Source organism: Actinomadura parmotrematis, from assembly GCF_019458805.1.
In the GTDB taxonomy this organism is placed as follows: domain Bacteria; phylum Actinomycetota; class Actinomycetes; order Streptosporangiales; family Streptosporangiaceae; genus Spirillospora; species Spirillospora parmotrematis.
On the sequence record NZ_JAIBOA010000006.1, the window covers coordinates 194475 to 208713 of the forward strand.

The following is a 14239-nucleotide window of genomic DNA, read 5'->3' on the forward strand; positions in this document are numbered from 1 at the left end:
CGGTCAGCGGTCCCGGTCGAGATAGGCGAGGACGGCGAGGACGCGGCGGTTGTCGTCGTCGGAGACGGCGAGGCCGAGCTTGCCGAAGATGTTCGCGGTGTGCTTGGTGACGGCCCGCTCGGTGACGACGAGGGCCTGCGCGATCGCGGCGTTGGAGCGGCCCTCGGCCATCAGCTCCAGCACCTCGCGCTCGCGCGGGGTGAGCCGGGCGAGCGGCTCGTCCCGGCCGCCGCGCGCCACCAGCCGGGAGATCACCTCGGGGTCCATGGCGGTGCCGCCGGCCGCGACGCGGCGGACCGCGTCGACGAACTGGGCGGCGTCGAACACCCGGTCCTTCAGCAGGTAGCCGATGCCGCCGGTGCCGTCGGCGAGCAGCTCGCGGGCGTAGAGCCGCTCGACGTACTGCGACAGGACGAGGACGGGCAGGCCGGGCACCTCGCGGCGGGCGGCGAGCGCGGCCTGCAGCCCCTCGTCGGTGAACGTCGGCGGCAGCCGCACGTCGACCACCGCCACGTCCGGGCGGTGGTCGAGGAGCGCCTTGCGGAGCGAGGGCCCGTTGTCGACGGCGGCGGCGATCTCGCAGCCGTGCGCCTCCAGCAGGCTGACGAGGCCCTCGCGCAGCAGGGCTAGGTCTTCGGCGAGGACGACGCGCACGGCAGCTCCAGGGTGACGGTGGTGGGGCCGCCCGGCGGGGAGGTGAGGGCGAGCACCCCGTCGAAGGTACCGATGCGGCGCTCGATGCCGCGCAGCCCCGTCCCGCCGGCGAGCGTCGCGCCGCCGGCGCCGTCGTCGGTGACGCTGATCCGCAGGGCGCCGCCCTCCCGCCGCAGGTCGACCCAGACGCGGTCCGCGCCGGAGTGCTTGGCGGCGTTGGTGAGCAGCTCGGCGACGGCGAAGTAGGCGGCCGACTCGACCGGCGGGTCCGGCCGCTCGGGCAGGTCGACGTTCACCTCGACGCGCAGCGGGTGGTCGAGGGCGAGGGCGCGGACGGCGTCGCCGAGGCCGCGGTCGGCGAGGACCGGCGGGTGGATGCCGCGGACGAGGTCGCGCAGCTCGTGCAGCGCCCTGGCGGACGACTCGCGGGTCTGCGCGAGCAGCGTCCGCGCCCGCGCCGGGTCGGTGTCGAGGAGGTGCTCGATCGCGCCGAGGCTCATGCCCATCGCGACGAGCCGGGCCTGCGCGCCGTCGTGCAGGTCGCGCTCGATGCGGCGGAGCTCGGCGGCCGAGACGTCCAGGGCGTCCGAGCGGGTCTCGGTGAGGTGCTCGACGCGGAGGGCGAGCCGCGCCGCCTCGGTCGGCCCGAGGATCAGCTCGGCCCAGGAGCCGTAGACGTCCAGCAGGCGCGGCCCGTAGCGCAGGCCGAGGCCGAGGAAGGCGGTGCCGAGCGCGGCGGTGAGCGCCACGACGCCGAGGTCGTCGCCGTAGCCCTCGTGGACGTGGACGAAGGCGTACCAGTCGTTCATCCCGTACCCCACCAGCAGGCGGCCGCCGCCGAGCGCGAGGAACCAGCCCCACGCCCCGTAGAGGAGCAGCAGCGCCGGCAGCAGCGCGGTGAACATCGCGACGAACGGGTCGGCGAGGAGCCAGGCGAGGTCGCGCCAGGTCGCCGGGTCCGACACCAGCCGCAGGAACCGTCCCCAGGCGCTCTCCGGCCCGGCCGGCTCGGGCAGGTAGGGGCGCTCGACGCGGTGGCCCGTCCACTCGCCGGTGAGGCGGCGGGCCGTGTCGGCGAGGCGCCGGACGGCGACGACCGCCGCCGGGACGAGCACGATGCCGATCCCGGCGCCGGCCAGCCCGAGCGAGACCAGCAGCGCGGTGGCCGCGAACAGTGCCGGCACGCTCAGCAGCCAGAGCCGGAATCCCCGTCCCGGGGCCTGCAGACTCGCTCGGATGTTCATGGGGTTTCCTCCGCCCGTCGACCGATGATCCCAGTCTGGGCGCCCCGCCCGGAAACCGCAGTGCGCCGGGACCCCGTCCCGGGGGTGGACCTGGGTCCACCCCGCCGCCGGTGACCGGGGGGTCAGTAGACGTCGCGGACGTAGCGGCGCTCGGCGGCGAGGCGCTTCAGGCGGGCCGCGGCGGCGGGGGCGTCCATCCCGCCGTGCTTGACGGCGATCTCGCGGAGGGCGGCGTCGACGTCCTTGGCCATCCGGGTCGCGTCGCCGCACACGTACACGTGGGCGCCGTCCTCGATCCAGCGCCAGAGCGCGGCGCCGTGCTCGCGCATCCGGTCCTGGACGTAGACCTTGGCGCGCTGGTCGCGGGAGAAGGCGAGGTCGAGGCGCTCCAGCAGGCCCGCCTCGCGGTAGGCGGCGAGCTCGGCGCGGTAGTAGTGGTCGGTCGCGGCGCGCTGCTCGCCGAAGAACAGCCAGCTCGGGCCGCCGGCGCCGCGCGCCCGGCGCTCCTCCAGGAAGCCGAGGAAGGGCGCGACGCCGGTCCCCGGCCCGATCATGATCATGGGGGCGGCGGGGTCGGCGGGCGGCCGGAAGTGCGGGGCGCGCTGCACGAACACCCGTACCTCCGCCCCCTCGGCGCGGTCGGCGAGGTAGGTGGAGCAGACGCCGCCGCGCGGCGCGCCCGCCGCGCTCTCGTAGCGGATCACCGAGACGGTGAGCCGGACGACGCCGGGGTCGGCGCGCGGGCTGGAGGAGATCGAGTACTGGCGGGGGCGGAGCGGCCGGAGCCGCTCGGCCCAGTCCTGCTCGGTGCCGGGCAGGTCCAGCTCGGCGATCACGTCGAGCGGCTGGCGGCCCCAGGTCCACTTGGCCAGCTCGTCGTCGTTGCCGGGCCGCAGCAGGCGCCGCAGGTGCCGGTCGCCGGTGAGGTCGAGGGCGAGGCGGAGCAGCCCGGGGTGCAGCCGGGCGATCTCCAGCCGGGTGGCGAGGGCCTCGGCGAACGGCAGCTCGGCGCCGTCGTCGAGGGCGACGGGCCGCGCCCCGTCCAGGCCGGTGACCGCCAGCCACTCGGCGACGAGGGCGGGGTCGTTGACGGGCAGGACGGCGAGCGAGTCGCCGGTCTCGTAGGCGAGCTCGCCGCCGCGGGTGTCGAAGGTGAACTGGCGGACCTCCTTGGCGGCGCCGGGCAGGCTGAGCAGCCGGTTCTCCAGGAGCGTCGTGGTGAACGGCGCCGTCCGCGAGGAGCCGGGCGCCGCCGCCGGGACGGGCGCGGGCGCGGCGGCCGGGGCGGCGCCGCCGAGGGCCTCGACGACGCGGTCGATCCAGCGGGCGGCGGCGTCGGCGTAGTCGGGCTCGCAGTCGGCGCGGGGGACGAGCCGGGTCGCGCCGAGCTCGGACAGCCGGTCGTCGAGGCGCCGCCCGTGCCCGCAGAAGCTGCTGTAGCTGGAGTCGCCGAGCGCGAGGACGCCGTAGGGCTTGCCGTTCAGGTCGGGCGGGCCCTCGGCGGCGAGCGCCTCCCAGAGCGCGGCGCCGTTGTCGGGGGCGTCGCCGTCGCCGAAGGTGCTGGTGATGAACAGGACGGGCGTGCCGCCCGCGAGCCGCTCGGGCGTGCAGGCGTCCATGGGGACGAGCCGGGGCCGCCAGCCCGCGCCGGTGAGGCGCTGCGCGGCGAGCCCGGCGGCCTCCTCGGCGTTGCCGGTCTGCGACGCCCACAGCACGAGGATCTCCCGGCCCTCCTCGGCGGGGGCGGGCGCGGCGGCGGGGGCCGCCGAGAGGGCGGCGAGCAGGCCGTTCACCCACGCCGCCGCGTCCTCGTCGAACGGGGCGCCGGCCGGCAGGACGGGCGGTGCGGCGGGCGGCGCCGCCTCCAGGCCGCTGAGGAACCCGGCCAGGTAGTGCCGCTGCGGCCCGGTGAACGCCGGCGGGCGGACGTCCGCGACGCCGAGCGCCGCCGCCACCCCGCCCGCCGCGCCCGGCGCGACGTCCGCCGGCACGGGGACCTTCGCCAGCGTCACCGCGCACGCCTTGAACTCGGGTTGCAGGGAGACCGGGTCGGTGGCGTCGCTCGTCACCGCGTTGACGCTGAGGTACTCGCCGAACAGGTCGTTCCAGTGGAACGGCGCGAAGCAGTTCCCCGGCAGGACGCGGTCGGTGACAACGGTGGGCAGCACCGCCTTGCCGCGCCGGGACGCGACCTCGACGCGGTCGCCGTCCGCGACGCCGAGCGCCCCCGCGTCGTCCGGGTGGATCTCCACGAACGGCCCGGGGTTCAGCTTGTTGAGCTTGGCGACCTTGCCGGTCCTGGTCAGGGTGTGCCACTGGTGCTGGACGCGGCCGGTGTTCAGCAGGAACGGGAAGTCGCCGTCCGGCATCTCGGCGGGGAGCGTGTGCGGGCGGGCGTGGAACGCGGCGCGGCCGCTCGGCGTCGGGAAGCGCGGGCGGCCGTCCGCCAGGTAGCGGACGGGGTTGCGGTCGCCGCCGCCGGGCGCGGCGGGCCACTGGACGGGCGCGCGCCGCAGCCGCTCGTAGCCGGCGCCGCCGAGGTCGTAGCCGGTCGCGGGGTTCGCGGCCCGCTGGATCTCCGCGAAGACCTCCTCGGCGGAGGCGTAGGAGAACGCCTCGGCGTAGCCCATCTCGCACGCCACCCGCGCGATGATCCGCCAGTCCGGCAGCGCCTCGCCGGGCGGGTCGGCGGCGCGGCGGCCGAGCGTGACGTTCCGCTCGGAGTTCACCATGACGCCGTCGTACTCGCCCCAGATCGCGGCGGGCAGCAGCACGTCGGCGTAGGCGCTCGTCTCGGTGTCGGCGAAGCCGTCCTGGGCGACGACGAACTCCGCCGCCTCCAGCCCCTCGATGACGGTCCGCCGGTTCGCCACGGACGCGACGGGGTTGGTGCAGATGATCCAGGCCGCCTTGATCTCGCCCGCGGCCATCCGCTCGAACATCGCGACGGTGCCCTCACCGGGGTCGGCGCGCAGCGTGCCGCCCGGGACGCCCCACAGGTCCTCGGTGAACGCGCGGTCGGCGGCGTTCAGCGCCGACCGCTGGCCGGGCAGGCCGGGCCCCATGTAGCCCATCTCCCGGCCGCCCATCGCGTTCGGCTGGCCGGTGAGCGACAGCGGGCCGCTGCCGCGCCGCAGGATCTTCCCGGTCGCCAGGTGCAGGTTGACCAGGGCGTTGGTGTTCCAGGTGCCGTGGGTGGACTGGTTGAGGCCCATCGTCCAGCAGCTCGTGAACTCGCCGGCCGCGCCGATCCAGGCGGCGGCGGTGCGCAGGTCGGCCGCCGGGACGCCGGTGGCCGCCTCGACGGCCTCCGGCGGGTAGTCGGCGAGCAGCGCCTCGACGGCGTCCCAGCCCTCGGTGTGCGCGGCGATGAACGCCTCGTCGAGGTCCCCGGCGGCGGCGATCAGGTGCAGCAGGCCGTTCAGCAGCGCGAGGTCGGTGCCCGGCCTGACCTGGAGGAACAGGTCGGCCTTGGCGGCGGTCGCGGTGCGGCGCGGGTCCACGACGATCAGCTTGGCGCCCGCCCGGACGCGGTCCATCATGCGCAGGAACAGGATCGGGTGGCAGTCGGCCATGTTCGACCCGATGACGAGGAACACGTCCGCGTGGTCGAGGTCGTCGTAGGAGCCGGGCGGGCCGTCGGCGCCGAGCGACAGCTTGTAGCCGCTCGCCGCGCTCGCCATGCAGAGCCGCGAGTTCGACTCGACGCGGGCGGTCCCGACGAACCCCTTGGCGAGCTTGGTCGCCAGGTACTGGGCCTCCAGCGACATCTGCCCGGACACGTAGAACGCCAGCGCGTCCGGGCCGTGCTCGTCGACGATCGCGCGGAGCCGCCGCGCCGTCCCGGTGATCGCCTCGTCGACGCCGGCGGGCTCGGGCGCGGCGCCCCGGTCGGCGCGGACGAGCGCGGTCGTCGCGCGGCCCGGTGCGGCGAGCATCTCGGCGGTCGAGGCGCCCTTGGTGCAGAGCCGCCCGGCGTTGGCGGGGTGGTCGCGGTCGCCGCGCACCGCCGCGACGCGGCGCCGCCCGGTGGCCGGGTCGGTCTCGACGTCCAGCAGCATCCCGCAGCCGACGCCGCAGTAGGAGCAGACGGACTTCACGGTGGTGGCAGCCGGCACTGTCGTCCCTCCCCGATGTCCGCGACATCGGGAAAGGTAGGGATCTCCTGTTACCCGGTTGTGACGTCCGCCCGGTCCGCCCCGTTACGTCCTTCGCACAGCCGGAACCCGGCCCGGTGAGGTCCCGGCGTCACAGGGCCACGAAGGCGAGGCCGCGCTTCTTCAGCGCCGGGATGACGGTCTTCAGCGACGCGAACGTCTGGGAGCGGTCGCCGCCGCCGTCGTGGCAGAGCAGGATGTCGTCGGCCTTGGCCGACAGCATCGTCCGGCGGATGTGCCCGACGCCGGGGAGCGACCAGTCGCGCGGGTCCACCGACCAGTCGATCGGGACCATCTTGTGCTCGGCGATGCAGTCGTACACGCGGTGCGACCAGCCGCCGCCGGGCGCGCGGAAGAACGACGGGACGACCCCGGTCACCTGCGCGATCTTGTCGTGCGCCTCGACGATCTCGTGCTTCACCTTCCTGGCGGAGGCGTTCGACAGGTCGGGGTGCGTCATGGTGTGGTTGCACACCTGGTGGCCGGCGTCGGCGATGCGCCGGGTCAGCTTCGGGAACTCCTCGACCTGCTCGCCGATGATGAAGAACGTCGCCTTGACGCCGTGCTCGTCCAGCAGGTCGAGGACGCGCGGCGTCCACAGCGGGCTCGGCCCGTCGTCGATGGTCAGCGCGATCGACTTCGGCGGCGGCGGGGGCGTCAGCTCGTGCAGGTAGCGGACGGGGTGCGCGGTGCTGGTGAGCGGCGCCCGCGGCGACCAGGCCGCCATCCGCGGCTCCGGCGGGGGCGGCGGCGGTGGCGGGGTCGGCGAGGGAGGCGCGGCCGGGGCGGTGGGCCCGGCCGGGTTGACGGCGGCGCGCGCCCGCGGCGCCGGCCGGCGCCAGGCGGCGGCCCGGCCCTCGGACGGGACGACGGTGTCGGCGCCGAGCGCCGCGAGCCCTGCGAGCCCCGCGACGCCGAGCAGCGCCAGTGCCGTGCGCCGGTCCGGGCCGGTCGGTTCACTTACCCCCATAAGTCCACGTTAGTGGGAGAAGACGTCCCCGCGGGAGCCGTTGGCGATCATCGGTCGGCCCGCCGGGCGTGCGGCGGTCCGCCCGATATGGGGCGGTGTCAGCCGACGGCGGCGAGGGCGTCCACCTCCACCAGCATGGACGCGTGCGGGAGCCCGACGAACACGGTGGTGCGGCAGGGCAGCACGCCGCTCGGGCAGTTCTCCTCGACGAACGCCGTATACGCATCGTTCATCTCGGCGAAGTGCGCCCGGTCGGTGAGGTAGACGCGGAACATCAGGACGTCCTCGACGGTCGCGCCGCCCGCGAGCAGGACCGCCTTGACGTTGGCGAGGGTCCGCGCGGTCTGCCCGCCGACGTCGCCGGGCGCGACGAACTCGCCGGTGAACGGGTCCTGCGGGCCCTGCCCCGACACCTGGAGCAGCGGGCCCTTGCGGACCCCCTGGGAGAACGCCCACGCGGGCGCCGGGGCGCCGTCGGTGCGGATCTCCAGCTTGCCCGCCGGGCCGGTCGCGTCGCTCACTCAGGGGTCCTCTCGTCGGGGACGGCGGGGGGAACGGGCGCGGCGTCGAGCAGCGCCCGCACGTGCTCGACGATCGGGCCGTGCAGCTCCGGCAGCTCGTCGGTGCGGTGGTCGGCGACCTTGCCGCTGACGAGCCCGGCGATGCCGCCGACGACCATCCGGCAGGCGAACTCGGGGTCGGGCAGCCGCCGCCAGCGCGGATCCGACAGCAGCAGCGTCGTGATGATGCCGATGAACCGGCGCTGCACCGCGTACCGTTCCAGCGCCGCCTCCGGGCCCGCCGCGTAGATCTCCAGCAGGAACACCCGGGCCCGCGCGCCGTCCCGGGCGAGGCCCGCCAGGTAGGCGGTGAGCCCGGCGGAGAACCGCTCCAGGGGGGTGCCGCCGGCGGCGTCCTCGACCGCGGCGGCGACCACCGCGACCATCTCCCCGGCGGCGCGCTGGTAGGCGTCCAGGAAGCAGTGCCGCTTGTCGGTGAAGTGCTCGTAGAAGGTCTCCCGCGAGACGCGGGCGCGCTTCAGCACGTCGGCGACCGAGCTGCGCGCGTAGCCCTGGTCCGCGACGACCTCGATCATGCCGTGCAGCAGGCGGTCGCGCTGGGACGCGGCGACCTGCTCGCGGGTCAGCCGATGTCGTCCCCGCGGCAGGGTCGTGTAGCCGGGGGGTTCCACCGATCCAACGTACCAATCGCCGGGCCCGCGTTACCATGTACAGCGTTGTTCGCCGAAGGCCGGGCGCGGGCGGCGCGGCTGCGGGGGCGCGCCGCACGGCCCGCCGCTCTGGCTCTCAGGGCAGCAGGCCGGCCCGGCGGGCCGCGGTGACGGCCTCCAGCCGGGTGTGGCCGTCGAGCTTGCGCATCGCCGACCGCAGGTAGCTCTTCACCGTCTCCGGCAGCAGCCCGAGGCGCTGCGCGGCCTCGGCGTTGGTGCAGCCGAGCGCGACCTGCGACAGGACGTCCACCTCGCGCGGCGACAGCGCGGGCCCCGCCGGGCGCCCGTCCGGCCCGCCCTGCCCGGCGGCGGCGAGCCGCGACGACGCCTCCAGGATCCGCGCCCGCACCTGCGGGTCGTCGATCCGCTCGGCGAGGTCGCGCAGCTCGGCGTGCACGGCCCGCACCTGCTCCCAGGCGGCCGCGCCCGGCGCGGGCGCCGGCGGGGCCGCGGCGGCGAGGCGGCGCGCCTCGTCGCGGACGGCGAGGTCCTGCTCCAGGTCGCGGCCCGCGCCGACGACGGCGCCGACGACGCGGTCGGCGAGGCCGAGCGGCTCGCGCAGCGCCCCGTACAGCACGCCGCGCAGCCGGTGCCGGACGACGACCGGCACCGCCACGATCGACAGCAGCCCCTCGCGGCCGACCGGCCCGTCGTAGTCGTGGCTGATGGCGGCCGAGCGCGGGTAGTCGCTCACCCAGACGGGCCGGCCGAGCGCCATCGCCTTGCCGCCGAGCCCGTTGCCGGCCCGCACGACGAGGCCGTCCAGGGAGCCGGCCCGGCCGCCGACGAGCTCGGTGATGCGGAGCCGGTCCGGGCCCGACAGGGCCCCGCCGAACACCATGGGCAGCCCCGTGGTGCGCCGGAGCCGCAGCACCGAGGCGCGGACCGCGGCGGAGTCGTCGGCCGTGACGTCGCCCATGCCGCCAGCATGCCCGAAATCGTGACGCCGGTCACCCGGAGGCGGGCGCCGCCCCCGTTCCGGACCCGCCCGGCCCGTCGCCGAGCCCGAGGAGCTCCACCGCCTCGGCCCGCATCTGCACCTTGCGGACCTTGCCGGTGACCGTCATCGGGAACGCGTCCACCAGGTGCACGTACCTGGGGATCTTGTAGTGCGCGAGGCGGTCCCGGCAGAACGCGCGCACCGCGTCGGCGGTGAGCGGCTCGGCGCCGTCGCGCAGCCGCACCCACGCCATCAGCTCCTCCCCGTACACGGCGTCCGGGACGCCGATGACCTGCGCGTCCACGACGTCGGGGTGGGTGTGGAGGAACTCCTCGACCTCGCGCGGGTAGACGTTCTCGCCGCCCCGGATCACCATGTCCTTGATCCGCCCGGTGATCGAGACGTACCCGTCGGCGTCCATGACCGCCAGGTCGCCGGTGTGCATCCAGCGGGCCGCGTCGATCACCTCGGCCGTCTTCGCCGGCTCGTCCCAGTAGCCGAGCATCACCGAGTAGCCGCGGGTGCAGAGCTCGCCGGGCTCGCCGCGCGGGACGGCCGCCCCCGTCGCCGGGTCGACGACCTTCACCTCCAGGTGCGGGTGAACCGTCCCGACGGTCGACACGCGCCGGTCCAGCGAGTCGCCCGCGCGGGTCTGGGTGGACACCGGGGACGTCTCGGTCATGCCGTAGCAGATCGTCACCTCGGCCATCCCCATCCGCTCGATGACCTGCTTCATCACCTCGACCGGGCACGGCGACCCGGCCATGATCCCGGTGCGCAGCGCGGACAGGTCGCGGTCGCCGAACGAGGGGTCGTTCAGCATCGCGATGAACATCGTCGGCACCCCGTACAGCGAGGTGCACGCCTCGGCCTCGGCGGCGGCGAGCGTCGCCGCCGCGTCGAACCCGGGCGCGGGGACGACGACGCACGCGCCGTGGCTGGTCGCCGCGAGGTTGCCCATCACCATGCCGAAGCAGTGGTAGAAGGGCACCGGGACGCAGATCCGGTCCTCGGCGTCGTAGCCGCAGGTCTCGCCGACGAAGAAGCCGTTGTTCAGGATGTTGTGGTGGGAGAGCGTGGCGCCCTTCGGGAAGCCCGTCGTGCCGCTCGTGTACTGGATGTTGATCGGGTCGTCGGCGCCGAGCGCGGCGCCCGCCGCGGCGAGCGCCGCCGGGTCGCCGGCGCGGCCGTCGTCGACCAGCGCGTCCCAGGACTCCTCGCCGAGCAGCACGACGTCGTCCAGCGCGGGGCAGCGGCCCCGCACCTGCTCGATCATCGCGGCGTAGTCGGAGGTCTTGAACGACGGCGCGGCGACGAGCGTGCGGACGCCCGCCTGGTTCAGCACGAACTCCAGCTCGTGCACCCGGTAGGCGGGGTTGATCGTGACGAGGATCGCGCCGATCTTGGCGGTGGCGTACTGGACGAGGAACCACTCGGCGCGGTTCGGCGCCCAGATCCCGACCCGGTCGCCCTTGGCGACGCCGCGCGCGAGCAGGCCGAGCGCGACGGCGTCCACGTCGGCGGCGAGCTGCGCGTAGCTCCAGCGGCGGCCCGTCTCGCACTCCACGAGCGCGTCCCGGTCGGGGAACGCCGCGACCGTCCGGTCCAGGTTCGCGCCGATCGTCTCCCCGAGCAGCGGCACCGCCGAGGTGCCGGAGGCGTACGACAGGCTCACAGCAGCTCTCCTTCCCTGAACTCGCCCTCCGGCCGGGCCTCCTCGTGCGGGTGCTTGTCCACCTCGGCCGCCCGCAGCTCGACGCGGCGGATCTTGCCCGAGACGGTCTTCGGCAGCTCGCCGAACTCCAGCAGCCGGACCCGCTTGTAGGCCGACAGCTCCGCCCGGCTGTGCGCGAAGATCGACGCGGCGGTGGCGGCGTCCGGCGCCCAGCCCGCCGCGAGCGTCACGTACGCCTTCGGCACCGCGAGCCGCACCGGGTCCGGCGACGGCACGACGGCGGCCTCGGCGACCGCCGGGTGCTCGATCAGCACGCTCTCCAGCTCGAACGGCGAGATCTTGTAGTCGGACGCCTTGAACACGTCGTCGGCGCGGCCGACGTAGGTGATGTAGCCGGCGGCGTCGCGCGACCCGATGTCGCCGGTGCGGTAGTAGCCGCCCGCGGTCGCCTCGGCGGTCCGCTCGGGGTCGCCGTGGTAGCCGGTCATGAGGCCGAGCGGCCGCTCCCGCAGGTCGATCGCGATCTCGCCCTCGTCGCCGGGCCGCCCGGTGACCGGGTCGAGCAGCGCGATGGTGTAGCCGGGCACCGCCCGGCCCATCGAGCCGGGCTTCACCGGCTGCCCGGGGGTGTTGGCGATCTGCACGGTCGTCTCGGTCTGCCCGAAGCCGTCCCGGACGGTGACGCCCCACGCCTCCCGGACCCGCTCGATCACCTCGGGGTTCAGCGGCTCGCCCGCCGCGACGACCTCGCGCGGCGGGGTGCGCAGCGCGCCGAGGTCGGCCTGGATCAGCATCCGCCACACCGTCGGCGGCGCGCAGAAGCTCGTGACGCCGCACCGCTCCATCTCGCCGAGCAGCCGCGCGGCGTCGAACCGCGTGTAGTTGTGCACGAACACGCACGCCTCGGCGTTCCACGGCGCGAACACGTTGCTCCACGCGTGCTTGGCCCAGCCGGGCGAGGAGATGTTCAGGTGCACGTCGCCGGGCCGCAGGCCGAGCCAGTACATCGTGGACAGGTGCCCGACCGGGTAGGACGCGTGGGTGTGCTCGACGAGCTTCGGCCGCGCGGTCGTCCCGGAGGTGAAGTAGAGCAGCAGCGGGTCGGTCGCGAGCGTCACCCCGTAGTGGGTGAACTCGGTGTCCTCGCCGTAGGCGTCGTCGTGGCGCAGCCAGCCGTCGACGGGCTCGCCGACGGCGACGCGCGTGTAGTCGCCGGGGATGGCGGCGAACTTGGCGGCCGCGCCCGACTCGGCGATGACGTGCCCGGCGCCGCCGCGGTCGAGGCGGTCGCGCAGGTCGGCCTCGCCGAGCAGCGGCGTGCAGGGGATGACGACGGCGCCGAGCTTCATCGCGGCGAGCAGCGTCTCCCACAGCTCGACCCGGTTGCCGAGCATGACGACGATCCGGTCTCCCCGCCGGACCCCCGCCGCCCGCAGCCGGTTGGCGACCTGCGCGGACCGGCGGGACAGGTCGGCGAAGGAGTACCGCGCCTCGCTCCCGTCCTCCTCGACGATCCACAGCGCGGGCCGGTCGTTGCCGCGCGCGATCGCGTCGAACCAGTCCAGCGCCCAGTTGAACCCGGTGAGCACCGGCCAGCGGAACTCCTCCCGCGCCCCCGCGAGGTCCTCCCGGTGGGCGAGCAGCAGATCCCGGGCCGCCCGGAACTCGACTCCCGGCATGCGCCTCCTCCTCTCCTCGGCACTGCTACGCCGATCTTCGGGAGCCGCTGTGACCCACGCCACCCCCGGACGGGGGTGGGCGGCGCGGTCAGGGCGTCCAGGCGGCGACGAGGGCGAGCAGGCCGGGGAAGCGCGCCTCCAGGTCGTCCACCCGGACGTGGCTGCGCCGCTCCAGGCCGTACTGGCGCTGCCGGATCAGGCCGGCGGCGCGCAGCGCCTTGAAGTGGTGGGTGAGCGAGGACTTCGGCCGGTCGAACCCGAACCAGCCGCAGGTGTGGTCGTACTCCTGCGCGCCGAGCAGCAGGCGCTGCACGATCGTCAGCCGCAGCGGGTCGCTCAGCGCGCCGAGGACGGTCTCCAGGCGCAGCTCGGCGCGGGCCGGCTCGGGCAGCGGGGCGGGCGCGTCCGGCGGGACGGGGAGCGGGGCGGGCCAGGTCGTCATGCGCCCCATGGTACGAGTTTTCTCGAACTGCTGTTATGTTCGACTCCGTTCGTACAAGTACGACTCTGCTCGAACTGGAGCGCCCATGCTGCGCAAGGCCCCCGCCCCCCATCCGGCCCTCGTCTGGGCCGCCGCCTGGCCCGTCACCGCCGTCTTCACGCTGTCGAACGCCGCGACGCCGCTCTACCCGGCCTGGCGCGCCCGGATGGGGCTGTCCGCCGGGACGATGACGCTGGTCTTCGCCGCCTACATCGCCGCGCTCGTCGCGTCCCTGCTCGTCGCGGGCGTCGCCGCCGACCGGCTCGGCCGCCGCCGCGTCCTGCTGCCCGCGCTCGGCCTCGCCCTCATCGCCGCCGCGCTGTTCGGGACGGCGCCGTCGGTCGCCGCGCTGATCGCGGCCCGGCTGCTGTCGGGCGCCGCCGTCGGCGCGGCCGTCTCGGCGGGCATGGCGGCCGTCACCGACGCCGCCGCGCCCGGCCGCGAGCGGCGCGCGGCGCTCGCGGCGTCGGCGGCGATGGTGCTCGGCGCCGGCACCGGGCCGCTGCTCGCCGGGCTGCTCGGCGAGCGCGTGTTCTGGCTGGAGCTGGCGCTGCTCGCCTCCGCCGTCGCCGTCGTGCTGCGCCTGCCCGCCCGCCCCGGGCACGGCGGGACGGGCTCCTGGATCCGCGTCCCGCGCGTCCCCGCCGGGAACCGCGGGCGCCTCGCCGCCGGCATCGGCGTGTTCGGGCCCGGCATCACCGCGACCTCGTTCGTGCTGTCGCTCATGCCGTCGCTGCTCGCCGACCTGCTCGGCTCCGCCGACCGCCTGCTGGCGGGCGGCATCGCCTTCGCGACCTTCGGGACGGCGACCGCCGTCCAGTTCGCGGTGCGCGGCCGCGCCGCCCGCACCGTCCTGCTGCTCGGCGCCGCGGCCACGTCCGCGGCGATGCTCGCGCTGCTCGCCGCCGTCGGGCTGCGGTCGGTGACCGCGCTGCTCGCCGCCGGGCTCCTCGCGGGCGCGGGGCAGGGCCTCGGCCAGCTCGGCGGGCTGTCGCTGCTGAACGCGCACGTCCCGGCCGCCCGCCTCGCCGAGGCCAACGCCGCCCTGAACATCGGCGGCTACCTGCCCGCCGGGACGCTGCCCGTCGCCACCGGCTACCTCGGCGACGCGGCCGGCCTGCCCGCCGCCGTGACGGTGTTCGCCGCGGCCGTCCTCGCCCTCGCGCTCGCCTGGCCGCTGCTCGGCGCCCGCACCCTGCGGGACTGAG

The 14239-nt window shown here is 75.7% G+C and carries 11 protein-coding genes; 1 reads left to right on the forward strand and 10 read right to left on the reverse strand.

Annotation, left to right across the window (positions count from 1 at the left end; genetic code table 11):
• Positions 1-3: 3 nt before the first annotated feature.
• The 10 genes from K1Y72_RS11680 to K1Y72_RS11725 all read right to left on the reverse strand — a co-directional run bounded on the left by K1Y72_RS11680 (position 4) and on the right by K1Y72_RS11725 (position 12992).
• Positions 4-654: a LuxR C-terminal-related transcriptional regulator gene (locus K1Y72_RS11680; RefSeq protein ID WP_220165954.1), complete on the reverse strand. Its 651-nt coding sequence runs from the start codon at positions 652-654 to the stop codon at positions 4-6.
• Entirely contained in the window at positions 627-1898 is a 1272-nt protein-coding gene (locus K1Y72_RS11685; protein WP_220165956.1) for a sensor histidine kinase, read from the reverse strand. Before K1Y72_RS11685 ends, K1Y72_RS11680 begins: the two co-directional genes overlap by 28 nt.
• A gap of 122 nt (positions 1899-2020) precedes the next feature.
• Complete coding sequence (locus tag K1Y72_RS11690; RefSeq protein WP_308287019.1) at positions 2021-6016, reverse strand: bifunctional nitrate reductase/sulfite reductase flavoprotein subunit alpha; 3996 nt, start codon at positions 6014-6016, stop codon at positions 2021-2023.
• 130 nt (positions 6017-6146) lie between these two features.
• Positions 6147-7025, reverse strand: coding sequence for a polysaccharide deacetylase family protein (locus K1Y72_RS11695; protein ID WP_220165957.1), 879 nt, complete (start codon positions 7023-7025; stop codon positions 6147-6149).
• Positions 7026-7123: 98 nt separating this feature from the next.
• Positions 7124-7546, reverse strand: a complete 423-nt coding sequence (locus K1Y72_RS11700; RefSeq protein ID WP_308287020.1) for a RidA family protein — start codon at positions 7544-7546, stop codon at positions 7124-7126.
• On the reverse strand, positions 7543-8217 hold the full coding sequence (locus tag K1Y72_RS11705; protein ID WP_220165959.1) for a TetR/AcrR family transcriptional regulator: 675 nt from the start codon (positions 8215-8217) through the stop codon (positions 7543-7545). Before K1Y72_RS11705 ends, K1Y72_RS11700 begins: the two co-directional genes overlap by 4 nt.
• A 115-nt stretch (positions 8218-8332) precedes the next feature.
• Positions 8333-9175 (reverse strand): helix-turn-helix transcriptional regulator, encoded by an 843-nt coding sequence (locus tag K1Y72_RS11710; protein WP_220165961.1) that lies wholly within the window; start codon positions 9173-9175, stop codon positions 8333-8335.
• Between the two features lie 31 nt (positions 9176-9206).
• Positions 9207-10871, reverse strand: coding sequence for an AMP-binding protein (locus K1Y72_RS11715; RefSeq protein ID WP_220165962.1), 1665 nt, complete (start codon positions 10869-10871; stop codon positions 9207-9209).
• Entirely contained in the window at positions 10868-12550 is a 1683-nt protein-coding gene (locus K1Y72_RS11720) for an AMP-binding protein (protein WP_220165963.1), read from the reverse strand. The genes K1Y72_RS11715 and K1Y72_RS11720 overlap by 4 nt, the downstream gene beginning before the upstream one ends.
• Positions 12551-12638: 88 nt before the next feature.
• Positions 12639-12992 (reverse strand): ArsR/SmtB family transcription factor, encoded by a 354-nt coding sequence (locus K1Y72_RS11725; RefSeq protein WP_220165964.1) that lies wholly within the window; start codon positions 12990-12992, stop codon positions 12639-12641.
• Positions 12993-13077: 85 nt separating this feature from the next.
• On the opposite strand from K1Y72_RS11725, the gene K1Y72_RS11730 reads away from it, so the two are divergent.
• On the forward strand, positions 13078-14238 hold the full coding sequence (locus K1Y72_RS11730; protein ID WP_220165965.1) for an MFS transporter: 1161 nt from the start codon (positions 13078-13080) through the stop codon (positions 14236-14238).
• Position 14239 lies beyond the last annotated feature (1 nt).

Bases quoted from the DNA above. Each gene is read 5' to 3' on its own strand.
- K1Y72_RS11710 (WP_220165961.1), bottom strand. From the start codon at position 9,175: ATGGGCGACGTCACGGCCGACGACTCCGCCGCGGTCCGCGCCTCGGTG.
- K1Y72_RS11730 (WP_220165965.1), top strand. From the start codon at position 13,078: ATGCTGCGCAAGGCCCCCGCCCCCCATCCGGCCCTCGTCTGGGCCGCC.
- K1Y72_RS11720 (WP_220165963.1), bottom strand. From the start codon at position 12,550: ATGCCGGGAGTCGAGTTCCGGGCGGCCCGGGATCTGCTGCTCGCCCAC.
- K1Y72_RS11685 (WP_220165956.1), bottom strand. From the start codon at position 1,898: ATGAACATCCGAGCGAGTCTGCAGGCCCCGGGACGGGGATTCCGGCTC.
- K1Y72_RS11695 (WP_220165957.1), bottom strand. From the start codon at position 7,025: ATGGGGGTAAGTGAACCGACCGGCCCGGACCGGCGCACGGCACTGGCG.
- K1Y72_RS11725 (WP_220165964.1), bottom strand. From the start codon at position 12,992: ATGACGACCTGGCCCGCCCCGCTCCCCGTCCCGCCGGACGCGCCCGCC.